We start from the raw sequence: 24703 nt of genomic DNA, 5'->3' as shown, positions 1-24703 counted from the left end.
CCACGGTTTTCCAAAAGCACGGTTGACCACCGGCGATAAGGGCGCATAACATATGAATACCTGTTCACATGTTTGTTCGAGCTTGCCATGTCCGCACTGTTCGTTTCTCCCGGCGAAATCACGTCAGACGAGCGCGTCGTGCCCTTGGCCGACCTGTTCCGTCTGCTGGGCGATCCCACGCGTTTGCGCATCGTGCTGGCGTGTGTCGAGCAGAAACGGGCGGTGGGCGCCATCGCGCAGGGGCTGGGGTTGTCGGCCTCCCTGGTGAGCCACCATTTGCGGCTGTTGCGCGCGGCGCGCATCGTGCGGGCCGAACGCCAGGGCAAGCAGGTCTTCTATGTGGCCGCCGACCGCCACATCAGCGCGATGCTGGGCGAATTGCTGGAGCACGTCGCCGAGCCGCATCCGGAAGCCGCCGACCTCGACTGAATCAACCAACGAAGAGCATCGAGATGGACACGCATCGACACGAAGAACACGAACACAAGCATGACCACAAGCACGAAGGCCACGGTCATTCACATGCCCATGGCCCGGGCGGTCACCATCATCACCACGCGCCGCAGGCGGGCCAGGGCCGCAGCTTTGCGCTGGCGGTCGGGCTGAACGTGCTGATCGTCGTCGTGCAGGCGGTCTACGGTTTCCTCGCGCACTCCACCGCGCTGCTCGCCGACGCCGGCCACAATCTCTCCGATGTCCTCGGCCTGCTGCTCGCGTGGGGCGCCGTCTGGCTCGGCACGCGCCAGCCCAGCGCGCGCTATACCTTCGGACTCGGCAGTTCGTCGATCCTTGCGTCGCTCGCCAACGCGGCGCTGCTGTTGTTCGCGTGCGGCGCGATCGTGCTGGAAGCCATTCAGCGGCTCATCCATCCGGCGCCCGTCGCGGGCCTCGACGTGTTCATCGTCGCGACGCTCGGCATGGTCGTCAACGGCTTCTCGGCGTGGCTCTTCATGCGCGGCAGCAAGGACGACCTCAACGTGCGCGGCGCCTTCATGCACATGGCCGCCGACGCCGCCATCTCCGCCGCCGTCGCAGTGAGCGGCCTCGTCATCCTGTTCACCGGGTGGAGCTGGCTCGACCCGCTGATGAGCCTGATCGTGGTCGCGGTGATCGTCTACGGCACCTGGGGCCTTGGACGCGATGCAATGCGGCTTGCCATGGCCGCCGTTCCACCGGGCGTCGACGTGACGCGTATCCGGACCTATCTGGTGCAACTGCCGGGCGTCAGCGACGTGCACGATCTCCACGTGTGGGCGCTCTCCACGACCGAAAACGCGTTGACCGTGCATCTCGTGATGCCGCAGGGCCATCCCGGCGATGCGTTCGTGCAGGGCGTGGTCGGCACCTTGCGCCGCGACTATTCGATGCATCACGCGACCGTGCAGGTCGAGTTCGGCATGGACTGCCATGCGTGCATTCTTCAGGAACGCGGGCACGCGCATTGAGCGTGCGCGTGACGCAACCCACAGCGGACGCAAAGGAGGCGGGCGTACACTAGACGCCGTGACGTTTCACGGAGGACCGCATGTTCGCGCCAAAGCTGAATCCGAACGACAAGCTGGACGTGGCGCCCGTCCTGATCGCGGGCGCGGGTCCGACGGGCCTCGCCGCCGCCATGAGTCTCTCGCGCGCGCACATACCGGTCAGGCTCGTCGACAAGGCGAGGCAGCCGCTACCGTATTCACGCGCCATCGGCATCCAGGCCCGCACGCTCGAACTCTTCGAGCAGCATCGCACGGTCGCGCCCTTCCTCGAACTCGGTCATCGTGCGCGGGTCGCCAATCTCTATTCGAACGGACAGCGCCTCGCGCGCCTCGACTTCGATCCGTTGCAGACCCGCTATCCGTATCTGCTGTTCCTCGACCAGACCGAGACCGAGCGCCTGCTCACCGAGCATCTGAAGCAATTTCATGTCGAGATCGAACGCGGCGTGGAGCTCATCGACTTTTCGCAGGGCTCGGCGGGCGTGCAGGCCACGCTGCGGCATCCCAACGGACGCGACGAACTGCTGCGCCCCTCCTATCTGATCGCAGCCGACGGCGCGCACAGCTTCGTGCGGCACCGGCTGGGCATCGGCTTCGACGGCAAGACCTTCGACCAGACTTACCTGCTGGCGGATCTTCAGGTGGACGTCGACTGGCCCGACGACGAGTTCCATATCTTCGCCTCGGGCGAAGGACTCGCCGCGCTGTTTCCGATGGGTGGCGAGCGCGCGCGCCTGATCGCCGACCTGCCCACGGCGGCCGCGGATGCCGTCAAGGCCGACAGCACGAAGGCCGGTCCGACGCTCGACGAATGCCGCGCGCTCGTCGAGCGCCGCGTGCATCACAAGATGACGCTCTCGAACCTGACGTGGTCGTCCTACTTTCATTTGAACAGCCGGATGGTCGACCGCCTGCGCGTGGAGCGTGTGTTTCTCGCCGGCGACGCCGCGCACGTCCACAGCCCGGCCGGCGCGCAAGGCATGAACACCGGCATCCAGGAAGCGCTCAATCTCGGCTGGAAGATCGCGCGCATGCTTGCGGGCGGCGCGCCCGAACGGCTGCTGGACAGCTATCACACGGAGCGGCATCCGATCGAGCGCGACGTGCTGCGGCAATCGAACCTGCTCACGCAGATGGCCGGCGCGGAGCACGGTCCAATGAAGCTGATGCGCGATCACGTGATGCCCGCGCTCGCCGCGATCGGCCCGTTGCGCGACGCGATGCGGCGCACGGTGAGCGAGCTGTCGATCAACTATCGCAAGAGTCCGCTGACGCTGGAGCGTCTGCTCGATGGCGGTCCGCGTGCGGGCGAGCGTGCGCCCGATGCGCGCGTGCATGTCATCGACGGTCCGCTCGGGCGTCTGCCGGGTGTCGGCTGTCTGTTCGACCTGCACGATCCCGGCTGCTTCTCGCTGTTCCTGCTCGTGAACCCGAGCGGCGAGGACGACATTGCGCTGGCGCCCGCGACGATCACCGTCGCGCATGCGATGCGCGACCCGGACCTCGACGGTTTGGCAAAAGCCATCGACGCCATCCTGCCGAACGCCGTGCGCGTGTGGCGCATCACGGATACCAGCGGCGAGGGCGCGCAGTCGCTCACCGATCAGTACGGGCGCACGCGTCCCGCGTTCTACCTCGTCCGTCCGGACGGCTATATCGCCGCACGCGGCCGCGCGCCGTCCGATGTGCCCGCACTGCTGCGTCACTGCGAAAGCTGGTTCGGCGCCCAGGACACGAGCGCGGAGCGGCCGGCGCCGCGCGAGGACTAAAAAAAAGCCCTGCGGTGCAGGGCTCGTGAGGTCAGTTGTATCAGGCCGGCGCGGTTTTGGGCTGCAAGTCCGACCTGTGCAGCGTCAACGCCTCGTGCAGGATCGGCTCCATCGTCGCGCTTGCTTCCGGGTTGTCCAGCGCGGCGAGAATCGCGAGCCGCATGCGCGGCTCCCAGAAGCGGCGGATGTGATCCGCCACGCTGTCGATGGCTTCAGCGCGATCCGGCATCGAATCGAAGAATTCGCCGATCCGGTTCGCCATCTCGATCAGGTTGTCGACGTCCATGCGTTATTTTCCCGACGTGGTGGCGAGGTTCAGCAGTTCGAGCTGCTGCGTGTTGAAGCGCGAATAATCCTTCTGCCATTGCGACGGCTGCTCGACCGGCATCACCTGCACCGCCGTCACCTTGTACTCCGGACAGTTGGTGGCCCAGTCGGAGGAGTCTGTCGTGATGACGTTCGCGCCCGATTCCGGGAAGTGGAAGGTCGTGTACACCACGCCCGGCTGCATGCGCTCCGAGATCTTCGCGCGCAACACGGTCTGTCCCGCGCGCGATTCGATGCCCACCCAGTCGTCATGCCGGATGCCGCGGTCTTCCGCATCCACCGGATGGATTTCGAGTCGGTCCTCGTCGTGCCATTGCGAGTTTTCGGTGCGCCGCGTCTGCGCGCCGACGTTGTATTGCGACAGGATGCGGCCCGTGGTCAGCAGCAGCGGATACTTGCGCGTGACCTTCTCCGGCGTCGCGATGAACTTCGTGATGACGAAGCGGCCCTTGCCGCGCACGAACTCGTCGATGTGCATCGTCGGCGTGCCGTCCGGCGCGCGTTCGTTGCACGGCCACTGGATGCTGCCCAGTTCGTCGAGGCGTTCGTAGGACACGCCGTGGAAGGTCGGCGTGAGACGCGCGATCTCGTCCATGATCTCGGACGGGTTCGCGTAGTTCATCTCGTAGCCGAGCGCGCGCGACAGCTTGATGGTCACTTCCCAGTCCGAGAAGCCGGCGAGCGGCGGCATCACCTTGCGCACGCGCGAGATGCGGCGTTCCGCGTTGGTGAAAGTGCCGTCCTTCTCCAGGAAGGTCGAGCCCGGCAGCAGCACGTGCGCGTACTTGGCGGTCTCGTTGAGGAAGATGTCCTGCACGACGATGCATTCCATCGACGAGAGCGCATCCGCCACATGCTGCGTGTTCGGATCCGACTGCACGATGTCCTCGCCCTGGCAGTACAGGCCCATGAAGGTGCCGTGCATCGCGGCGTCGAACATGTTGGGAATGCGCAGGCCGGGTTCGTCCTGCAGCTTGACGTTCCAGGCTTCCTCGAACAGCGCGCGCACGGCGGCATCGCCGATATGGCGATAGCCCGGCAGCTCGTGCGGGAACGAACCCATGTCGCAGGAGCCCTGCACGTTGTTCTGGCCGCGCAGCGGATTCACGCCGACGCCTTCCCGGCCGATATTGCCCGTCGCCATCGCGAGGTTTGCGATGCCCATGACGGTCGTCGAGCCTTGCGCGTGCTCGGTCACGCCGAGGCCGTAGTAGATCGCGCCGTTGCCGCCGAGCGCATAGATGCGTGCGGCTTCGCGGACTTGCTGTGCCGGCACGCCGGTGGTCGCTTCCATGGCTTCGGGCGAATTCTCTTCGCGCGAGACGAAGTCACGCCATTGACCGAACGCGCGCGGCTCGCAGCGTTCCGCGATGAAGTCTTCCTTCAGCAGGCCTTCGGTGACGATCACGTGAGCCAGCGAGTTGACCATCGCGACGTTCGTGCCGGGACGCAACTGCAAGTGATACTGCGCCTTCACGTGCGGCGTATCGACGATATCGATGCGACGCGGATCGATCACGATCAGCTTCGCGCCTTCACGCACGCGGCGCTTGAGACGCGAGCCGAAGACCGGATGGCCGTCGGTCGGATTCGCGCCCATCACGATGATCACATCCGACTGCTCGACCGAAGCAAAGGTCTGCGTGCCGGCGGACTCGCCGAGCGTGGACTTGAGACCGTAGCCTGTCGGCGAGTGGCAGACACGCGCGCAGGTGTCCACGTTGTTGTTGCCGAACGCGGCGCGCACGAGCTTCTGGACGAGATAGGTTTCCTCGTTCGTGCAGCGCGACGAAGTAATCCCGCCGATCGAATCGCGCCCGTACTTGTCCTGGATGCGGCGGAACTCGCTCGCCGCGTAGTTGAGCGCTTCCTCCCACGAGACTTCGCGCCACGGATCGGTGATCTTCGCGCGGATCATCGGCTTCTTGATGCGGTCCTTGTGCGTCGCGTAGCCCCATGCGAAGCGGCCCTTCACGCAGGCGTGGCCTTCGTTGGCCTGGCCGTTCTTGTTCGGCGTCATGCGCACGACGGTGTTGCCCTTCATCTCCGCCTTCAGCGAGCAGCCGACGCCGCAGTACGCGCAGGTCGTGATCGCCGAATGTTCCGCCTGGCCCAGCATGATGACGCTCTTTTCCTGCAGCGTCGCGGTCGGGCAGGCGGCCACGCAGGCGCCGCACGACACGCATTCGGACTCCATGAACGGCACGTTCTCGCTCGCTGCGACGCGCGACTCGAAGCCGCGTCCGGCGATGGTCAGCGCAAAGGTGCCCTGTGTCTCTTCGCACGCCCGCACGCAGCGATTGCAGACGATGCACTTCGACGGATCGTAGGTGAAGTACGGGTTCGACTCGTCCTTCTTGTCCTTCAGGTGATTCGCGCCTTCATAGCCGTAGCGCACTTCGCGCAGGCCGACCACGCCCGCCATGTCCTGCAGTTCGCAGTCGCCGTTGGCGGGGCAGGTGAGGCAGTCGAGCGGGTGATCGGAGATATAGAGCTCCATCACGTTGCGACGCAGCGATTGCAGCTTGTCGCTTTGCGTGCGGACCTTCATGCCGGCTTCCACGGGCGTCGTGCACGAGGCCGGATAGCCGCGCTTGCCTTCGATCTCGACCAGGCACAGGCGGCACGAACCCCACGGTTCGAGCGAATCGGTGGCACACAGCTTCGGCACGTTGACGCCGGCTTCGATCGCCGCGCGCATCACGGACGTGCCCGCGGGCACCGTCACGCTTTCGCCGTCGATCTCCAGCGTCACATCGACATCGGCATGACGCAGCGGCGTGCCGTAGTCGGTTTCGTCGAACGGGTCGCGGCGCTGCACCGATGCCGCGCTCTTGCACGCGCAATTGCCGGAACCGCAGCCGTTGATGGTATTGGACATTGTCTTTGTCTCCTTCTGTTCGCTCAGTCGCGTGCTCAGGCCGCTTTCTGTGCCGGCGTATGGGGCAGACCGAAATCTTCCGGGAAGTGATCGAGTGCGGACATGACCGGGAACGGCGTCATGCCGCCCATCGCGCAGAGCGAACCGGACACCATCGTGTCGCACAGTTCGCGCAGCAAGGTGATCTGCTTCACCGAGGTATCGCCTTCACGGATCTTCGCGATGACTTCCTCGCCGCGCGTCGAGCCGATGCGGCAGGGCGTGCACTTGCCGCACGATTCGAGCGCGCAGAAGTGCATCGCGTATTGCGCAAGTTCGGCGAGGTTCGAGGTGTCGTCGTGAATCACGAGACCGCCGTGACCCACCACCGCGCCGACCTTCGCGTATTCCTCGTAGTCGAGCGGGATGTCCCACTGGCTTTCCGGAAGATAGGTGCCGAGCGGGCCGCCCACCTGCACGGCGCGCGCCGGCCGGCCGCTCGCGGTGCCGCCGCCGTATTCGAAGATCAGTTCGCGCAGCGTCACGCCGAACGCCAGTTCGACGAGTCCGCCTTGCTTCACGTTGCCCGCGATCTGGAATGGCAGCGTGCCGCGCGAGCGACCCATGCCGAAGTCGCGATAGAACGCCGCGCCCTTCGCGAAGATGATCGGCACGGTGGCGAGCGTGATGACGTTGTTGATGACGGTCGGCTTGCCGTAGAGGCCGACCAGCGCAGGCACCGGCGGCTTCGCGCGGACGATGCCGCGCTTGCCTTCGAGCGATTCGAGCAGCGCCGTTTCCTCGCCGCACACATAGGCGCCGGCGCCTTTCGCGACATGGAGTTCGAACGCATGCGATGAACCCAGCACGCTCGCGCCGAGCCAGCCGGCGTCGCGGGCTTTGTCGATCGCGCGGTTGAGCGTCGCGATCGAATGCGGATACTCGCTGCGCACGTAGATGTAGCCCTGCGTGGCGCCGCACGTCACGCCCGCGATGATCATGCCTTCGATCAGCATGTACGGATCGCTTTCCATCGCGAGACGGTCGGAGAAGGTGCCCGAGTCGCCTTCATCCGCGTTGCAGACGATGTACTTCTGGTCCGCGAGCGCCGCACGCACCGTCTTCCACTTGATGCCGGCCGGGAAAGCGGCGCCGCCGCGTCCGCGCAGACCGGAATCGATCAGCGACTCGACCACGGCGTCGCCGTTCATGTCGAGTACGTTGCGCAGGCCCTGCAAGCCGCCGAGCGCGACGTAATCGTCGATCGACAGTGGATCCGTGATGCCGATGCGCGTGAAGGTCAGGCGTTGCTGGTTCTTCAGATAAGGAATTTCGTCGACCACGCCGACGCGCTTCTCATGCGCACCGCCTTCGTGGAAACCGGCATCGAACAGCGCGGCGATGTCTTCGGCCTCGACGTTCGCATAGCCGATGCGGCCTTTGGGCGTTTCGACTTCGATCAGCGGTTCGAGATAGAAGAGGCCGCGCGAACCGTTGCGCACGATCTGCACGTCGAGGCCGCGTTGCTGCGCCTCGCTCGCAACGGCGTCAGCGACGGCTTCTGCGCCCAGCGCGAGCGCGGCGGAATCGATGGGGACATAGATGCGCGTCATGCCGTCACCTCCGACACCTTGGCCTGTGCGGCGGCAAGGAGACGGTCGAACTTCGCGGGGGTCACGCGCGCGTGCAGTTCGCCGTTGATCATCAGCGCCGGCGACAGCGCGCACTGGCCGAGGCAGAACACCGATTCAAGCTCGGTGTCTTCCGCGTGACCGCTGTCGAAGCGACAGCCGGTATGGCCTTCGATGTGATCCTTCAGCGCTTCCGTGCCCATGCTGCGGCAGGCTTCCGCGCGGCACAACTGCACGGTGACGCGCGCGGGCGGCGCGGAACGGAAATGGTGATAGTAGGTGATGACGCCATGCACTTCGGCGCGCGACAGCGACAAGGCCCGTGCAAGCGGCGCAATGGCCGTCTCCGGCACATGGCCGACTTCGTCCTGGATGGCATGCAGGATGGTCATCAAGGTGGCGCCTTGCACGGCGTGACGACGCACCAGCTCTTCGGTTGCAGCGACGTTCGGCTGCGTAGTTGTCATTGGGGGCTCCTCCAACGCTCGGCATATGTTTTGTGGTACATATTTGAGTCGATATAATTTCAGGTGCCGAGCCTGTAAAAGAACAATAGGCGTCGTGATATATCCTGGCAATAGGAGGGGAGAGTACATATGGTTGATGTCGAATGCCGCGCGGAGCTGGTGCTGCGGGACGCCGATGGCCGGGAAACCAGTCTCAGCGCGGTTGTGCCGCTGCTGCAGCTCGTCGCGCAAACAGGCAGCATCGCGAATGCCGCGAACGCTAAGGGTTTGTCCTATCGGCATGCGTGGGGTTTGTTGCGGGATATCGAAGCGCGTCTCGGCGGCGCGCTCATCACCAAGTCACGCGGACGGGGCTCGGTGCTGTCCGAACTGGGCGAGTCCGTATTGCGCGCGCAGCGGGTCTGCGGAGACCGGCTCGCCGCGCCGCTGGAAGCCGTGGCGACCGAGGTCGCAGGAGAACTGAACCGGCGCCTCGCGGGCGATGTCATGCAGGTGCGGATCCACGCGTCGCACGGCTATGCGGTCGCGACACTCGTGCGTGCGCTCGGCGAGCAGCGCGTACCGGTCGACATCAAGTATCGGGAAAGTGCGGAGGCGGTGAGTGCGCTGGCGCGCGGCGAGTGCGAGCTGGCGGGCTTCCATCTGCCGATCGGCGAATTTCGGTCGACCTGCGCCGACATCTATCGTCCCTGGCTGGATCAGCGCAAGCATCAGTTGATTCGTCTCACGCGCCGCACGCAGGGTCTGTTTCTGCCGAAGGGCAATCCGAAGCGGATCATGGGCCTGCGCGATCTCGCGCGCCACGATGTGCGCTTCGTGAACCGGCAGCCCGGTTCGGGCACGCGCATGCTGCTGGATCTGTCATTGCGGAGCGTGGGGGTGGATCCGGACCAGATCAACGGCTATGCGACCACTGAACTCACGCATTCGGCGATTGCAGCGTTCGTCGCGAGCGGCATGGCGGATCTCGGCTTCGGCGTGCAGCCTGCGGCGCAGCATTTTGCGCTCGACTTCATTCCGATCATCGACGAGGACTATTTCTTCGCCTGCGAACGCGCGCGTCTCGACGAGGCGCGTCTGGCCTCGGTCCTGCGCACCTTGCGCAGCGCCGGCTTCACCGAGAGCGTCGCGCACCTCGAAGGCTATGATCCGGCGCGCTGCGGCACGGTGGTTGACGTCGATGAAGGGCTGCGCGGGTAACACGCCGCAACGCGCGGTAAGAGAGTGAACCGGTTTCGGAACTGCCATGGGCGGCGAATTGGGTTAACCTAACGTCTTGCTGTCAGACTTTCCGTTCAAGGCGCGGTTTCGCCGCGCGACTATTGCCATGAAACTCTCGTTGCTTGCCTGTTCCGCCGCCGCGCTCGTTGCCGGCGCCGCTTATCTCGTTCCTGTCGCCTTCGCCCAGAATTCGCCGGGCATGCCGGGCGGCATCCTGCAAGACCAGTTCCGTCTCAATGAACATCCGCAGATGCAGTTCGCCGCCTCGGCGCCGTCGGAGAAGTATCAGAACGGCAAGTCCGCGATGCGCCGCCGCGGCGACGCCGGCGACCCGGACGGCTGTAACCTGAAGTGCCCGAAAGACGGTTCGAACTGATTTTCAGAGGCTGTCATTACCGCGGCGCGTGTTCTCGCGCCGCGTCTCCCGTTCCCCACCGCTTGTCCGCCACGTGACGCGCCGCCGCACCGCTTCACGCACTTTTCTGCCGCGACCGAAAAACACTACCTGATGGCGTGCGTTTGATATGACGTCAGGAGTACGTTAACCGTGCGCGGCGCTTTGCGATTTTCGTGGCGGGCGCCTTGATTCTCATAACGATAAAAACAGGAAGTGCGCTGACTGGCCGGCGAAGCGATTCATCGCGCGCGCGGCCGGCGGCAACGAGGACACCCTACGTTGGCAGGACGGATCGGGCTCCGGGCGCTTCGGAATAGCCGAGGGACAGCATACATGCGAATTCTCCAGGTCATACTGGCGCCTCGCCTTTCAGGGGCGGAGGTGATAGCGAAGGGCGTGGCGATCGGTCATCAGCAAGGAGGACACAGCGTCTGCATTGCGTCGCTGATGCCGGAGCACGACGATTTCGCTCACATCAGCGCCGAACTCCAGGCTCATGACGTGATCCGCCTGTTTCCGAAACGGCCGCTTGGCCGGCTCGGACGTCTGCTGTTCCTGCAGCGGGCGATCCGCACCTTCAAGCCCGACATCATCTTCGCGCACGCGACCATTCCCGCGCTCTATGTCCGCGCGTTGCCGACACGCGTGCCGATCGTCTGGGTCATGCATTCCGGCGTGAACGATTTCACGAACGGCGTGCTGCTGCGCGCGGAACGCCTGCTCTCGGGGCGTGCGAAGGCGGTGATCGGCGTGTCGCAGAAGAACATCGACGAGTACGTGCAGGAAATTGGTTCGCATCCGTCGATGATCGTCGTGCCGAACGGTGTCGATGTCTCGCACTTCACGGACGAGACACTGCCCGCCGCGCCCGTTGCGCACAAGCAGATCGTGCAGGTGGGCCGCTACATTCCCGAGAAGAACCAATTGCAGACGGTCGAAGCCTTCGCGCACGTGGCGCGCGTGCATCCCGATGCGCGCCTGCGGCTGTGCGGCGTGATCGAGAATGTCGCGTATCACGCGGCCGTGGTCCAGCGCGTCGCGCAGCTTGGGCTCACCGAGCGCGTGGCGATCGACGGGCCGCAGATGCAGGTAGCGCAGATCCTGCGTGCGTCGTCGGTGTTCGCGATGCCGTCGAGCTTCGAGTCGCAGGGCATCAGCTTCCTGGAGGCGCTGGCGTCGGGCATTCCGGTGGTGGCGAGCGCGATTGCCGCGTTCGCCTTCGCGAGCAACTTTGCCGGCGTGCAGTTGCTCGATACCGCCGACATCGACGCCTACGCCCGCGGGCTCCTCGACGCGCTCACGCAGCCGCGCGCCGAACGTCCGCTCAACGGTCTCACCTTGCAGGGCACGGCGGACCGTTATCTGGCGATCGCGCGCGATGTGCTGAACCTGCGGGTTGGTCTGGGCTGAGTGCGGGTTGGGGCCGGTCTCATCGGCCCCAATACGCGAGGGTCTTGAGCCACAGCGACTCGGAGAACAGCCCCGGCAGATCGCCCCACAACTGCACAGGACCGAGATTGAAGCCGGTGTCGAAGTCGCGGCCCGCTACGCTCGGCGGCCCGCCCGTGTAGTAGAACTCGCCGAGACGCGCGTTGGCGCGCCTGAAGAGCACCAGCGTCGCGTGATTGTCGTGCTCGTTGCGGCGGATCAGCGCGGGCATCGAATCGGCGTAAGACGTATCGGCGAGCGTCGCGCTTTCGCGGGCCGCGCCGAACACCTTGCCGCCCTTCATCGTGAAGACGCGCGTGCCGGTTGCATCGCCGCGCGGTTCGAGCACGACGAGATCGTCGATGCCGTCGCCGTCGATATCGCCCGCCACCACTTTCACGAACGGCGCCTGGAACTGCGGCCAGACGTTCGTGCGATACGCCGGCGTGAAGCCGCTCCCGCTGCTCGTGAATTGCGAGAGCGCGAGCGCGCCCTTCACGTCCTCCAGCGCGACGAGTCCCGCACGGCGCGCGTCAGCCGCGCCCGCGACGCGCGCGGGCATGAAGCGCGCGCCCGCGTCGAGTTCGGGCGCCTCCAGCCAGCGCGCAGGCGCGTTGCCGCCCGACGGACCCGCCGTCAGCACGTCGAGATCGAGTCCCGCGTCGTGGCGCTTGCGGGCGATCAGCACGTCGGCGCGGCCACAGCCGGTGAAGTCGCCGGCGACATATTGCTGGGCGTCGGCGGGCGTCCAGTCGGCGGTCGTCTGGTACCAGAGGCGCGGCGCCGCGAAATGCGCGCCCGTACTCTTCAACAGCCAGAAAGCAGTGCCACCGTTGCGCGGCGTGATGACCATCAGGTCGGCGCGGCCGTCGCCGTCGAAATCGGCGAGCAGGAAGCGCGCGCTGTCGAAGCAGAGCGCGTCGCCGGTGCAGGTGGGCGTGAGCGTCGCGTGCGGATCGAAGGGCACGGCGTTCAGGTACCACGGCGACGCCTGGTCCATGCGCGACATCTCCGCCACCCACACGTTGAAGCCCGGGCCGTCCTTGCGACGCTGTACGTACACGACGCTGTCCCGGCCCGTGCCTTTCACGTCGCCATAGAGGGCGCCTTCCTGGCGCGTGTCGGTCCAGACGGTCTGCGGCGAGGGCGACCAGCGGTATTGCGCCGTGGACATCGAGCAGCGCCCGGCGTCCAGCAGGCCGTCCTTCTCGCCGAGGCAGTGATCGAGTGGCGTGTAGACGAAGCCGAAGTCCCATGGCGTCCAGCGCTGCGCGGGGCTCGACGGGCTGCAGGCTTGTTCGACGAAGCCCGCGTCGCGCTCCGCGATGCAGCCGCGCGTCGCGGCGTTGACGAGCAGGGCGTCGTTCTTGTCGCCCGGCATGACCGGCAACTGCTGCCAGAACCAGTTCTGCGATGGCGCGCCCGAGCAGGCCTCAAGCCGCGGCGCATGGCCGATGCCGGACGATTCGATGCAGCGGCTCGAATACTCGTTGACGAGCTGAAACGGGCGCAACTGGAAATCCGGGCCGGGGTCGTTCGAGCGGGCCGTCGTGCGATAGCGCCGTGCCACCCAGTTGCCGTCCCACATGTATTCGCCGAACACGTGGCCTGCGTCGTTGCCATCGATCGCAAAATAACTGCCGACGACATCGCGTTTCGTCTGGGTCTCGTCGGCGCTCAGATTCTTGGGCAGGCCGCCGGTCGGATACGTGATGTGATAGCTGATCGGTACGTTGCGCTTCAGGCTCTGCGCGACCGCGCGGGTGATGCGGGCGGCGTAGATATGGTCCGGGTGCTCCATGAACGCGACCGTATCCGGATTGAGCGTGTAGATGTCCGTGGCGGGCATCAGGATTTCGCGCAGCGTCGCGCTCAGCGAGGCGCGATCGTAGCGGGTTGCGCCGCTGCCGTCGGCGTTCATCGGATGGATGGTCAAGGTCTGGCCGCGATCCCAGAGCAGACCGAGCGGCACCTTGCCGCCGCGCACGTGTCCGCCGGGCAGGCGCAGTTCCAGCAGCTTCACCTTCGGCTGGGGTTTGAGCACGATCTGATGGACCGGCTTGCCCGCGAACATCACAGTCGATTCGTCCCATTCGTCGGCGACGCCGGCCATGCGGGCATAGGCCAGCTTGGTGCCGGTCTCGCGCAGCACGACGTAGTCGAACTTCGCGTCGTTCGAGCCGCCGATCAGATGGACGACGGTGACGCACCAGCCCGCCTTGAGCTTGTCGCTGATGCCGGGGTTGACGAACAGCAGGTCGTCGTCGAGATGCGCGACCACGGTGACGAGCGTGCCGGCGCTGCAATCGGCGGAGGGCGGAGCGGCGCTTGCCGTGAGCGGGGACAGTGCAAGGATCGAAAGCAGCGCGGCCCGCGCCAGGAACAGCCACGCGGCCACGCTACGACTCACCGATATGCCTTTGCCCATGCTGTCCCCGTCAGCGACGCCGGCGCGCCCGTTGGTTCACAGGATAAAGCAGGAGAATGCGCTTGCGCGAGTCGGGCGGTCGGTGGTCGAGCGAACACGTGTGCGGAGCGGTCGTGCGGCGTGGTGTCGCAAGCGATCTCGGGCGGGGTATTCGGACCGCTCTGATTCGATGGCAAGGGTTGCGCGCCTATTCTTTTCTACGTAGACGGGACCGCAGAGATCTCGTCTACGTCTCTCAAGGATCTTCACCCCGCCTCGTGCGGGGTTTTTTTCATCGAATTTCATCGAATGCGGGAGGCCTTCGGCGCAGCTTTCAGAAACGGTAAAGCAGCGAGGCCGTGCCGTTGAGGTCGAACCGACGCTCGGTGATCGGACTGCCTGCCGCGTCGTGCTCGAGGCGGCCCGCGATGGCCGCGATAGTCACCGACCAGTGCCGGTTGAGCGTGCCGGTTGCACTCACGTTGAAGTGAAGGTCGCGCAGGCCGGAACCCGCGTCGTAACGCGGCAATCCGGATGCCGCACTTTCCTGTGGCGTGATGCCGAAGAAGGTTCGCGTGTATTCGCTGTTGGCCCACGTGAGGCCTGGTCCCATCGAAAACAGCCACGTGCCGACGGGCACCGACACCAGCAGATCGCCCGTCGCCGTCAGACCCTGGCCGGTCCCCGCGATGTCCTGATAGACCGCCGCCGCGCCGGTAAAGGCCCACACGGTGTAATCGCCGAACAGACGCAGTTTCGGACCATAGTGAACATTGGGCAGGCCGCTGAGCCGTGGGGAATCGGACGACGAGCGCGACTGGAAGTCGAAGCTCACTGACATCCCCAGGTGATAGTTGTCTCCCTGCAGCGCATTGACGCCGAGCACGTCCGGTCCTTGCGAGAACACCCGGTCCTTCCAGGAAATGTCCTGCATGGGGAAGGGCAGCACCTGAAGCTTCGAGGAGCCGGGGAACTTCGGGAAGACGTACAGGCCGGGTCCGATCGAGACTTTCCAGTCGCCTGATGTTTCGGGTTCATCGGCGCGTACGACGTTTGTCGTGCAGCACATGGCGAACGCGACAAGCGCTGCGGCACGCCTCGCAACCGTTGCGTCGACGATCATGGCTTGCGCGCCACGGCGCTCAACTGTCGCAGACGTCGGGCCAGCGCTCGCGAGACGACCGGGGGCGGCGTGGTGCAGGACGCAGAAGACGCGGCGCTCTCGCGCAAAAACAGCGTGCATTCGCGCGCGACGACCTCCCGCTCGTTGTCGGACGCGATCATGTGGTACGAGTCGTCGAGCCAGATGGTGCGAAGAAAGGGCGCCTTGATGCCGGCCGCCACGAGGCGGGCGTTGTGAGGGCTGGAGGTTTCGTCGTCGATGGCGTGAATGATGAGGCAGTCTGCGCCGATGCAGTCAAGCTTGCGGCGTACCGCTTTGGCAAGCCGGCTGGCCTCGTGAATCGCAGGCGTCGTAATGAACGCGGGTCCCACGTCGCTGATGGCACCCTTCTGCATCGCGCGCGCGATCTTCGCGCGCAGCGCCTCGTTGCGCAAGCCGTACGGCGCGTGCTCGCGATAACGGAAGCGCGAGCGCCAAGGCGTGAAGTACAGGGCGTCGACCAGGAAGCGATACCACGGCATTGCCCAGCCGTCGTAGTTCAAGGTGATCGACAGCAGCAGCAACGCGCGCACGTTCGGGCGCTGCTGCGCGACAGCGGCCGCCAGCGTCGCGCCCATCGACAGGCCGCACACCGAGACGTGCTTGTGCCGTGTTGCGAGTGCATCGAACTCGGCAAGCGCCGCGTCGATCCATTGCTCCATCGGCGCGTGCCCCGTACCGGCGCTGTAGCCGTCGAGTGTCGGCGCGTGAGTCAGGATGCCTTCCTCCGCGAGCGCGCGGGAAAGATAGCGCAGTTCAGCCGGCGTGCTCGACAGGCCATGCAACAGGAGCACGGCGTGATCGCCGCGTGGCACGGGGAAGATCGGAGAGGCGCGCATGCTCAGTCGTCCGTTCTAATGACCAGGAATTCGCCGGTCGGCGTAGCGAAGCGCTCGCACACGCATTCGCCTGCCTGCCAGTCGGGTCCGCTCATGAAACGCATGCGGTAGTGGCCCGGCGCCAGGCGATCGCTCACGCGTGCGAGATCCTCCTGGTGCACTTGCGAATGCTTCGAGCCAAACGTCATGCCGAACGAAAACGGCGCGTCGTCGACGTCGCCAACGGCCGCGGGAACGGGTGTTGCCGCAACGGTGCCGCGCGCGCGGGCGCCGGTCGCGGGATCGAGCGCCTTGATGAGGATCAGCGACCGGTTGAAATGCGAGATGTGGTGCAGCATGCGATGCATTTCATCATTGGCACGTCGCGTGAGGAGGCGTTCGTTGTCGTCGCGCAAGAGCATTTCATAGCGGGAGTACGCGACGGACGCCAGCAGTTCGCCGCGATATTGTGCGCGCTTCAGGTGTTCAATCAGCGTGATGACGAGAATGGCAATGAGCAAATACGAAAGCATCAGGCAGAGCACCCGTTGGTCAACCGGGCCGATGCTCGCGTAGGGCGGGACAAACATGTAGATCGCGATGAAGAGTCCCGTCAGCATGACGATGACGGCAGGGGCGAGGCCGCAGAAATACTCGACGAGCACGGCGGCCAGGAGAAAGGTGATTTGCGGCATGACCGGGCCGAGCAGCGGGTGCAGCATCAGGCGGACGGAAAACGCCGTCAAGAGAGCCGCCGCGGCGATGATCCAGCGGCTATGGCCTCGTGAGGCCCATCGTTCAGAGTTCTTGACTTGCATCGTTTCGCGTTGCGACTGAGTACTTCTGATTAATATCAAAAATTTGGGCGGACATTTTGTGAAATGGGTTCGGCTTGGGCGAATTGCGTGTTTGGGTTCATGTGGCGGTTTGGAGGGTTGAATAAGAGCGATGTGTGTGTTGAATTGGGAGAGTCAGCTCGGATGGGTGACGCGAGCTCAGCCACGCCTCGGAATGACGCGCACGTTCCAGTTGGCGGTTGCTGCGTCGCGCGGCTCGACATAGCGCGTCTTCTCGATCAGGTTGAAGGTGTACATGCAATCCGGATAGAGCGCGCCCAGTCTGCTGAACACTTGCTTGAACTCAGCCAGTCGCAGCGACCGCACGGACGCGTAGTCCATGCCCATCCTGGTCAGCACGGCGGATAGCTCGGGCGTCTCGGTCTGAAAGTCCAGGTGGGTTTCGTAACCGATCACGGTTGCCAGCGGCTTTGCCCGGCTGGTCGAGCCCTCCGTGAGAAGACACGCCGGTTTGCCAATGCCATTTTTGATGTACCGGTCGATTGCGTCATGGGCGCGCTCGATGCCTCCTGCCTTCTTTACCAGCGTGCTGGCGACACGCAACTGCTCGACGGGCGCCATGCGAGTCAGTTCATCCGTGAGTTCTGTCAGATTCGACACGCCAAAATGCTGCGTCAGGCGCTGTACGGCCTCTTCGTTTGCCAGTGCGGTTTTTAAGCGTTGTGCATCGGCAGGCATGACGTCGATCACGCTTTGCAGGTGAGCCGGAGAAGCCTCCTTGAACTTTTGCTGGAGGGCGAGCGCGGCCGACTTCCAGTCCTCGTTTTTCGTGACGACCGAGATCGCATAGGCGATCAGTCCGAAAAATATGATCTGGAAAAGAAAGTCGACGAGCGTCAGCAGGAAAACGCTGTCGTGTTGGTTAGGCGATTGCATGTCTGACAACGAGGCGACTCATTACGATCGGATCGCGTGAGTGGCGATGGGCGGAATGTCCGGCACAGCGGACCGGCTCGGCGAGTCCGCCGGAAGCTCGTTGACCTGCGACGCCACGCGCTCCAGCATGCTCATCAAGCGGTTCATATGCTCGGCGAACGCATCGAACCGCTCGACCAGGCGCTCGGTGCTCGACGCTTGGCTCGCGCGTTCGAAGGCCGACATCGCCCGCGCGGCGTTTTCAGCCAATGTGTCGATGCGCTGCTCGATTCGCTCCAGCCCGGATGACCGGGCCGTGTGGTCGATGGCCGCGACCAGGCGATCGATGTTTTCCGCAATCCCTTGTACGAGACACTCGATTGCGGAGCGTTGGTCTGCTTGTTCGAGGGACGTGGCCAAACGGTTGAGGTGCGTGGCCAGCGCGTCGACCTGCTGCTTGTGTTCTGCTCGAACGTGTTCGCCAATGGCGGCAATGCCGTTTGCGGCCTCGGAAGCGAGCTTCGCCGATACGTAGTTGAATCTTTCGGCAGTCTGGGCCTGCACGTCGTGGCCGATTTGTTTGAGGTGTTCCGCAAATCGCTCGATGATCGGTTCCAGCGTTTCCACGCTGTGACGCGCGTGAGCCGAAGCCAGCTTGTCATCGAGTTCGGAGAACCGCTTCGTGAAGGTCGTGATCGTGCGCGACAGCAGCACGAGGTCGGACTTGACCGTCGAGGTATTGATGGTCAGGTCGAGTCGGGATAGCGTGGCAAGCGTCGTCTCAATGGTCTGCTGACTCGCCTGCGACATTTTGCCGAGCGTCTCCACGTGCCATTCGCTGGATGCATCGAGCACCTGCCGGGTGACGCGCAGGGCTTCCTCGGACGCGAGCCGGCCGTGATTTGTAATTTCGGTCGCTGAAGCCTTGAGGCCGTTGGCAAGTTCATGGACGGTCGCATCGAATTGCTTGACGTGCGGGGCCGTGGCGACCGATTCGACCATGGCGCCGAAGCGCATGACGGACTCGCTCGCCTGCCGGGACATGCCCGTAATCGACTCGGAGAAGGCCGCCGCCGCCGAGCGCATGCTCGACGTGCATTCCTCGTGAACGGACTCGACGACCGCCCGCGTTCGATCCTGTAACGACTGCGACAGCCCTTCGAAACTGGCGGCGGACATCTCGACCTTGACCGCAATGCCGTCAATGCGCTGAATATATTCGTCGATGGTCTGGCTGAGGTCCTTGGCATTCAGCGATTCCACGCGCGCGGTCAGGATGAGTCGAAATACGAGTGCGAGCCCTGTTGCGAGCAGACCGACGCCGAACTGTGCAATCAGGCTGCTCATGTCCTTTTCGATGCCGAACATCCACACGCGCATCACACTGCCGGCGAGGGAAAGAATCGTGATGATGAAGCCGAAGTAGTAGACGCTGTCGATCGCGGTGTGACTCAGACCATTCTTGCCGAAGCGGTAGAGCGCCGAGAAATAGAGGCACAGCGGCAACAACTCGCAGATCAGGACGACGGGAACGGGCAAATTCAGAACGACCGATGCCGTGGCGGCGAGTGCGGCGCCCGACATCGCCATGATGAACACGCGATTGATGTTGACTTGCATCTCGACTATCCGGGCAGATTCGACGGCGTGAAGCGTGCGGAGGGGCCTTCATCGTCACCGAAAAACCAGGCCCAGAAGGTATCGCGGCATCGCCCCACGGCTGCCGTCGTGCCGATGCGCGGGATGATATTGATCTCGATATCGACGTTATGGAACGTCGGTCTCGCAACGGCAGCGCCGCGTGAGTCCCTGAAGGATTTGATCGCCAGGCTGCCGGAATCGCAGTTGTACAGTGAGAAGCGATCCGTGTACTCCATCATGTCGGAGAACACGATCAGTGTCGTATTGCCGTTCGACCGAACGTAGTCGGAGAGCGAAAGATCCACCAGCGATTGCGCGATAGGCGACTCCATCGAGCCCTGGATCGGGGCGCGTATGGCGGCCTCCAGGGGTTTCTGGAACTTCATCAGGTAGGTGCGCTCGAGTATGCGCGTGCTTTCCTTCAACGCGTTGCCGATGCGGCGCGGCTTGCAATAGGCGAACGCGGGTACGAGGCTTTTCTTCGATAGGGCGCTGATCGTAAAGACCGAGACCAGATCGCCGTCCTGCACCTTCTTATCGATCCTGTTCTTCACGCGGTCGATGATTTCCTGGTGTGTCTGTACGGGCACGCCGTCGCTCGTATCCAGGACGATGACGGTTTTGCTCGCGATTGTCTGACCGCAACCCTTTGCATCGAGCGGGGCGGGCTTCATCAGTTTTGAAGCGACCAGAAAGCCCATGAGCAGAATCGCGCTGACGCCAGCGACGATGCCTGCCTGCATCGTCTTGCTCATGCATGGGCACCGAATGTCGCGGACACGGGCATGGTCAGCTTGCTTGCATCGATGTTGCGCTGGGCCTCATGAGTGATGTCGGCCGCGAACTCGGTCATGGCCGGCCCTTGTTGGGCGCGGCCTTCGTTGTCGAGGTCGCGCATGGCTTCGTTGAGTTGCGACAGATACGTGCTTCTGTGGGTATTGAGTCGCTGTTCCACCCTGTCGAGATCCGCATGGAATTCGCTGACATCCACGGTCAGGTATGGCGCGATCAGGTCAGGGGTCCGCGCGAAGTAGTCAGGAGGCGGGACGGGACGAACGGAGACGTTCTGCTGCCGGTACGTATCCAGCACGAGCGTGAAGTCACGCTGCAACTGGGTCAGTGATTCCTTTAGCGCGTTGATATCGACCGAGAGCGAATTCCTGAGTTGATCGAGACGCGGTCCCCCTTGATCCAGCGGCGCCTTGGCGCTTGCCATGCCATTCAGCCGGCGCTGAATCTCCTCGGCCACCTTGAGGCGCACCCGGTCCATGGCATCGTCGTATTGCCGGGTGGCTTGCATGAACAGCCGATCGTGCGCGCTGTGTCCGGGATAGCGGTCGTCAGAGGTGTAGCCCTTACGGAAAGCAAGCAGGCTCAGTAGGAGGCCGATGAAGAACAGAATAAAACTCATGAAGTCGTTCGATGGCAGCTGTCCGATGAAAACTTCCCCCGCGACAGTCATCGCACGTGTGAACGCCACGCTCGCTTCCACGATGTCCGTTGGATCGGTCAGTAGCTGATATCCGCTCCGGTATGCGGAGAAGATCGCGTTGAAGTAAATGGCGACCACGCTCGCGACGACTAGCGCGGCCCAACCCATTACCCTTTTATGGGGCGCGGAAAGATTTTTGTCCCGGAACACAACGCCAAGCCCGAACGCGATCGCGAGATTGACGAACGAGACGGTGAACGCGACGACCGCCCCACCGAGCAGGCCTTGAGCGTTCTCGTAGAAGAATGCATTGATCACTGTTTCGCCCAGGATGGCGGGCAGCAGCCAAAGATAGGGCAGCAACGGACTCTCGGGATACGACGCTCCTTTGGTGATGTTGTTGAGCGCTCGGAAAGCCTTCAGTTCGGCCTCTCGCATGAGCTGGTCTTCGCGAAGCCTGACCAGCACGGGACGTTGCTGTTCGCGAGTATGCGAGACGGTGACCGACAGCGGAGAATCGTCCAGCAATGCCTCGCACTGAGCAGGCGTTCGGCTCAACGCGTCATTGATGTTTCCAAGCGACTCGATCCTGGTGGCTTGCCTGCTCGTGAAGTCCCCTCGATCGCTGGCAACAAGTCGCTGAGCTTCGGCCTGAAGTTGAGTCTCATAGCTGTCTAGTGTCTGCGATAGCCCTGACGGAAGCGATTTGCTACCCTGTTCAATGCCTTTGCGTGCGTAGTATTCCTGCTTGGACAGCAACTGACCTGAGTAGCCCATAATCCTGCGCTCTTTAGTTCGATGACCGCCCACCCTGAAGGTGGAGACTGTTTTCGTTTGTTGCCTGCTTTCTGAAGACGAAGGCCTTCATTCGAGCGAAGCCCGAGGCCGCGCTCTCTATTGCCGCCTGTTCAGAACAGCGCGATCTGCGTTGCAGAGCCTTGGTCGACGTTTACGGCGATCAGATCGATAGACGCGGCCGAGCCGGTTTTGAGAAGCGCGGCAAGCTCTGATTGATGCAGTTCGACGCACCGTTGCCTGATCCAGCGTGCGTCGGAGCCACCAGCACGACGATAGAGCGTGACGCCGAGTACTTCATGGCTGATCAACGTATCGTCTCCGATGCCTACGACCCTCTCGACGGTTTCGTGCGTCACTTTCAAGTACCACTCGCCACACCGGCTCTCGAACGAATCGCCGGCTCGAAATGTGTAAGCTGGCGAGGATGTCTCCGTTTCCAGCATCACCTTCCTCGAAATTTTCATGATCTCCTGGAAGTTGCTCTTCATCTCGACGCTTTCGCGTCTTCGGCGACGCAAGTCCGAAAGCGACAATCCGAAGCGTTCCTGAGCGTTCTTCTCGCGCAAGGCCAAGGTGGGCTTCGCGTCGATCCGTTCGACGAACCGTATGTCCAGCGCACCCTTGAATGCCCCATGGACCCAGAAGAACCAGCCGTGCGCGAACCCCTTCACCTGTCCGCGCGTGTCGGAGAAGCACACGGTTTCGAGAGGAACGCGGCGCGCCGCACGCGGCTTCACAGGCGGTTCGCCGCTCATCATGCTTCTCCTTTCCGATTCCAGGACTGGGCCACGCGGGATGGCGTCGAGTCACTGCGGGGCCGTAGGCGAATCAATAACGTCTGAGCCAGCCGCGAAGGTGATTCGATTGCGCGAGATCGCCTGGACCCTGTCGCATGCGACACCGGCGAAACGCTCATGGTGCTCAGCGAGCGGGATCGGGGCGCTCGAACGTCCGCGAACTGATCGCTCGAAAAGTACTGTGGCTATCAGATGAGAGTCTCGAAAAAAACCGCGATGCGCGCTACTGGATAAATCTGAAACAGCGGAGGTTGAAACGCGCTGTCGCTGTGGCGAACGGTTGCCGCTGCCATGACGTTGGACGCGATGGGGGAGACTTAAGGCGAAAAAAAACCCGCACAAGGCGATGACCTTATGCGGGTTTTCTGGAGGATTCTGGTGGAGGCGGCGGGAATCGAACCCGCGTCCAGAAGCGCTCTACGAACAGTTCTACATACTTAGTTCTGTCTTTTGATTTAACTGCCACGACGCGGACGAACACGCTGCGTGACGGCGATTCACTAAATTTTCGACCTTGGCGTCGTGACGCCGCAAAGGCTTATCTGACGTATATGACCTCTCGTGGTATTGCTACCCTAACCCGTCAGCGAATTAGTGAGAGGACGGCTAGCCCTTAGGCAGCCAGTGCGAACGTTTCGTCGTTTGCAGTTACGTTTTTCCCATTGATTAACGAGGTGACGGGTCCTCGGTATGCCCTGACCGCTTCACAACCCCTGTCGAAACCAGGTCGCCCCCAAAACTGAACGTTGATTATCCCACGAAACGCCAGATGGGGCGAACCGCGGGATTCTCAAGCCAACATTTCAGCAGCTTCTCAACCGATGTCACGCAGCAGTTGTTGCAGCTCCTCCGGCGTGTCCACCACATGGGTGGCATGCCAGCGACGCGGCGGAATATCGTCGCCGCAATAGCCGTACGCGGCCGCGACCGTGATCATTCCGGCCGCGAAACCCGCCTGCACGTCGCGGAGATCGTCGCCGACATAGACGATGCGCTCCGGTGCGACATCGAGCAACTCGGCCGCATGCAGCAGCGGCGCCGGATGGGGCTTCGAATGCGGTGTCGTGTCGCCGCAGACGAGACAGCCGGCGCGCGCGTCCAGTCCAAGCAGCGCGACGAGCGGCTCGGAGAGCCGCGTCACCTTGTTCGTGACGATGCCCCAGCGCACGCCGCGGGCATCGAGCTGGTCGAGCAGTTCGAGGATGCCCGGAAAGAGCGTCGTTTCGATACACAAATCGGCTTCGTAATTGGCGAGGAACTCGTCGCGCATCGCCGCGAAGTCATGATGTTCCGGGCCGATCTCGAATGCGCCGCCCAGCAGCCCGCGCGCACCCGCCGACGCAAACGGCCGCAACAGTTCCAGCGGCCGCATTTCGAGGCCGCGGTCGTGACGCATCTTGTTCACCGCCGCGACGAGGTCGGGCGCAGTGTCGGCGAGGGTGCCGTCGAGATCGAACAGCACGGCCTGGCACAGCCCGAGGCCGTCCCGCTCGGCGACGCGCTGGGGCAGGGGCGTGGGGTCGTCCGGCAACGGCTGGGCATCGAGGGTGCCCGTAACGAGAGGATCTTCTGGGTTCATGGCGTCAGGCTTCGCGTCGGCAAGCCATCATGTAGTTGATGCTCGTGTCGTTCGACAATCCGAAGTGCTTCGAGATCGGCCGATAGGTGATGCCCTTGATATCCACAGGCAGCAGCGATGCCGTGCGCGCAAAGGTCGCGAGTTCCGACGGCTTGATGAAGCGCGCGTAGTCATGCGTGCCGCGCGGCAGCATGCGCGCGATGTATTCGGCCCCGATGACCGCGAACAGATAGGCCTTCGCGTTGCGGTTCAGCGTGGAGAAGAACACCCAGCCGCCCGGCTTCACGAGCGTGGCGCATGCGGCAACGGTGCCGGCGGGATTCGGCACGTGTTCGAGCATTTCCATGCAGGTGACGACGTCGTAGGACGCGGGCTCGCGCGCGGCGAGCGCTTCCGCCGAAATCTCCTCGTAGGCGACTTCGACGCCGCTTTCGAGGCTATGCAGATCCGCCACGCCCAGCGCGCTCGACGAGAGATCGATGCCTTTGACGCTGGCGCCGCGCGTGGCCATCGATTCCGACAGGATGCCGCCGCCGCAGCCGATATCCACCACGCGCTTGCTCATCAGGTGGGCGTGGGCGTCGATCCAGTCGAGACGGACCGGGTTCAGCTCGTGCAGCGGCTTGAACTCGGCGTTCGGGTCCCACCAGCGATGCGCGAGCTCGCTGAATTTCTGTAGTTCGTGGGGATCGACATTGGTCATGTTGGGAATTGCCTTGGATTGAGTCGTGAAACGCTCGGTTATCGATTAAGCCGAGTATATAGGCGTCTCC

At 63.6% G+C, this 24703-nt stretch carries 21 protein-coding genes and 1 other RNA gene; 6 read left to right on the top strand and 16 right to left on the bottom strand.

Annotated features, from left to right (window positions below; all coding sequences use genetic code 11):
• Positions 1-87 precede the first annotated feature (87 nt).
• From QCE88_RS12720 to QCE88_RS12710, 3 genes are all read left to right on the top strand, one after another.
• Positions 88-429 (top strand): metalloregulator ArsR/SmtB family transcription factor, encoded by a 342-nt coding sequence (locus tag QCE88_RS12720; RefSeq protein ID WP_309902329.1) that lies wholly within the window; start codon positions 88-90, stop codon positions 427-429.
• Positions 430-452: 23 nt separating this feature from the next.
• The gene (locus tag QCE88_RS12715) at positions 453-1445 is read left to right on the top strand and encodes a cation diffusion facilitator family transporter (RefSeq protein ID WP_309902327.1); all 993 of its coding nucleotides are present in this window, start codon (positions 453-455) and stop codon (positions 1443-1445) included.
• A gap of 80 nt (positions 1446-1525) precedes the next feature.
• A complete protein-coding gene (locus QCE88_RS12710; RefSeq protein WP_309902325.1) occupies positions 1526-3253 on the top strand; it encodes an FAD-dependent monooxygenase in 1728 nt (575 codons plus the stop codon).
• Between the two features lie 40 nt (positions 3254-3293).
• Here QCE88_RS12710 and QCE88_RS12705 read toward each other — a convergent pair whose 3' ends face one another.
• The 4 genes from QCE88_RS12705 to QCE88_RS12690 are packed head-to-tail and all read right to left on the bottom strand — an operon-like array spanning position 3294 to position 8538.
• Entirely contained in the window at positions 3294-3539 is a 246-nt protein-coding gene (locus QCE88_RS12705) for a formate dehydrogenase subunit delta (RefSeq protein ID WP_309902323.1), read from the bottom strand.
• Between the two features lie 3 nt (positions 3540-3542).
• Positions 3543-6461 (bottom strand): formate dehydrogenase subunit alpha, encoded by a 2919-nt coding sequence (fdhF, locus tag QCE88_RS12700; protein ID WP_309902321.1) that lies wholly within the window; start codon positions 6459-6461, stop codon positions 3543-3545.
• 35 nt (positions 6462-6496) lie between these two features.
• A complete protein-coding gene (locus tag QCE88_RS12695) occupies positions 6497-8053 on the bottom strand; it encodes an NADH-ubiquinone oxidoreductase-F iron-sulfur binding region domain-containing protein (RefSeq protein ID WP_309902319.1) in 1557 nt (518 codons plus the stop codon).
• Positions 8050-8538 carry an NAD(P)H-dependent oxidoreductase subunit E gene (locus tag QCE88_RS12690; RefSeq protein ID WP_309902317.1) on the bottom strand — a complete coding sequence of 163 codons (489 nt, stop codon included), beginning with the start codon at positions 8536-8538 and terminating at the stop codon, positions 8050-8052. Before QCE88_RS12690 ends, QCE88_RS12695 begins: the two co-directional genes overlap by 4 nt.
• 129 nt (positions 8539-8667) lie before the next feature.
• On the opposite strand from QCE88_RS12690, the gene QCE88_RS12685 reads away from it, so the two are divergent.
• From QCE88_RS12685 to QCE88_RS12675, 3 genes are all read left to right on the top strand, one after another.
• Positions 8668-9738, top strand: a complete 1071-nt coding sequence (locus QCE88_RS12685; protein WP_309902314.1) for a substrate-binding domain-containing protein — start codon at positions 8668-8670, stop codon at positions 9736-9738.
• 127 nt (positions 9739-9865) lie between these two features.
• On the top strand, positions 9866-10135 hold the full coding sequence (locus QCE88_RS12680; protein WP_309902312.1) for a hypothetical protein: 270 nt from the start codon (positions 9866-9868) through the stop codon (positions 10133-10135).
• A 354-nt stretch (positions 10136-10489) separates the two neighbouring features.
• Positions 10490-11566 carry a glycosyltransferase family 4 protein gene (locus QCE88_RS12675; RefSeq protein ID WP_309902310.1) on the top strand — a complete coding sequence of 359 codons (1077 nt, stop codon included), beginning with the start codon at positions 10490-10492 and terminating at the stop codon, positions 11564-11566.
• Between the two features lie 19 nt (positions 11567-11585).
• On the opposite strand, the gene QCE88_RS12670 is transcribed toward QCE88_RS12675, so the two are convergent.
• The 12 genes from QCE88_RS12670 to ubiG form a co-directional block, all read right to left on the bottom strand.
• The gene (locus tag QCE88_RS12670; protein ID WP_309902308.1) at positions 11586-14012 is read right to left on the bottom strand and encodes a VCBS repeat-containing protein; all 2427 of its coding nucleotides are present in this window, start codon (positions 14010-14012) and stop codon (positions 11586-11588) included.
• A 313-nt stretch (positions 14013-14325) separates the two neighbouring features.
• Positions 14326-15114: a MipA/OmpV family protein gene (locus QCE88_RS12665; RefSeq protein ID WP_309902306.1), complete on the bottom strand. Its 789-nt coding sequence runs from the start codon at positions 15112-15114 to the stop codon at positions 14326-14328.
• Positions 15111-15992, bottom strand: a complete 882-nt coding sequence (locus QCE88_RS12660; protein ID WP_309902303.1) for an alpha/beta fold hydrolase — start codon at positions 15990-15992, stop codon at positions 15111-15113. The genes QCE88_RS12665 and QCE88_RS12660 overlap by 4 nt, the downstream gene beginning before the upstream one ends.
• 2 nt (positions 15993-15994) lie before the next feature.
• Entirely contained in the window at positions 15995-16789 is a 795-nt protein-coding gene (locus tag QCE88_RS12655; protein ID WP_309902300.1) for a DUF4118 domain-containing protein, read from the bottom strand.
• Between the two features lie 177 nt (positions 16790-16966).
• Positions 16967-17713 carry a hypothetical protein gene (locus QCE88_RS12650; RefSeq protein WP_309902298.1) on the bottom strand — a complete coding sequence of 249 codons (747 nt, stop codon included), beginning with the start codon at positions 17711-17713 and terminating at the stop codon, positions 16967-16969.
• Positions 17714-17725: 12 nt separating this feature from the next.
• Complete coding sequence (locus QCE88_RS12645) at positions 17726-19303, bottom strand: hypothetical protein (protein WP_309902296.1); 1578 nt, start codon at positions 19301-19303, stop codon at positions 17726-17728.
• Between the two features lie 5 nt (positions 19304-19308).
• Positions 19309-20079, bottom strand: a complete 771-nt coding sequence (locus tag QCE88_RS12640) for a hypothetical protein (RefSeq protein WP_309902294.1) — start codon at positions 20077-20079, stop codon at positions 19309-19311.
• Positions 20076-21533, bottom strand: coding sequence for a hypothetical protein (locus tag QCE88_RS12635; protein WP_309902292.1), 1458 nt, complete (start codon positions 21531-21533; stop codon positions 20076-20078). The genes QCE88_RS12640 and QCE88_RS12635 overlap by 4 nt, the downstream gene beginning before the upstream one ends.
• Before the next feature lie 131 nt (positions 21534-21664).
• On the bottom strand, positions 21665-22312 hold the full coding sequence (locus tag QCE88_RS12630) for a hypothetical protein (RefSeq protein ID WP_309902290.1): 648 nt from the start codon (positions 22310-22312) through the stop codon (positions 21665-21667).
• Positions 22313-22727: 415 nt separating this feature from the next.
• Positions 22728-23086: a transfer-messenger RNA gene (ssrA, locus tag QCE88_RS12625) on the bottom strand.
• 79 nt (positions 23087-23165) lie between these two features.
• Positions 23166-23930, bottom strand: coding sequence for a phosphoglycolate phosphatase (gph, locus tag QCE88_RS12620; RefSeq protein ID WP_309902288.1), 765 nt, complete (start codon positions 23928-23930; stop codon positions 23166-23168).
• A gap of 4 nt (positions 23931-23934) precedes the next feature.
• A complete protein-coding gene (gene ubiG, locus QCE88_RS12615) occupies positions 23935-24633 on the bottom strand; it encodes a bifunctional 2-polyprenyl-6-hydroxyphenol methylase/3-demethylubiquinol 3-O-methyltransferase UbiG (RefSeq protein ID WP_309902286.1) in 699 nt (232 codons plus the stop codon).
• Positions 24634-24703: the final 70 nt, after the last annotated feature.

This window comes from Caballeronia sp. LZ035 (assembly GCF_031451175.1).
In the GTDB taxonomy this organism is placed as follows: Bacteria; Pseudomonadota; Gammaproteobacteria; order Burkholderiales; family Burkholderiaceae; genus Caballeronia.
The sequence above is the reverse complement of the archived record's forward strand: the minus strand, read 5'-3'. Positions and strand labels throughout refer to the sequence as shown.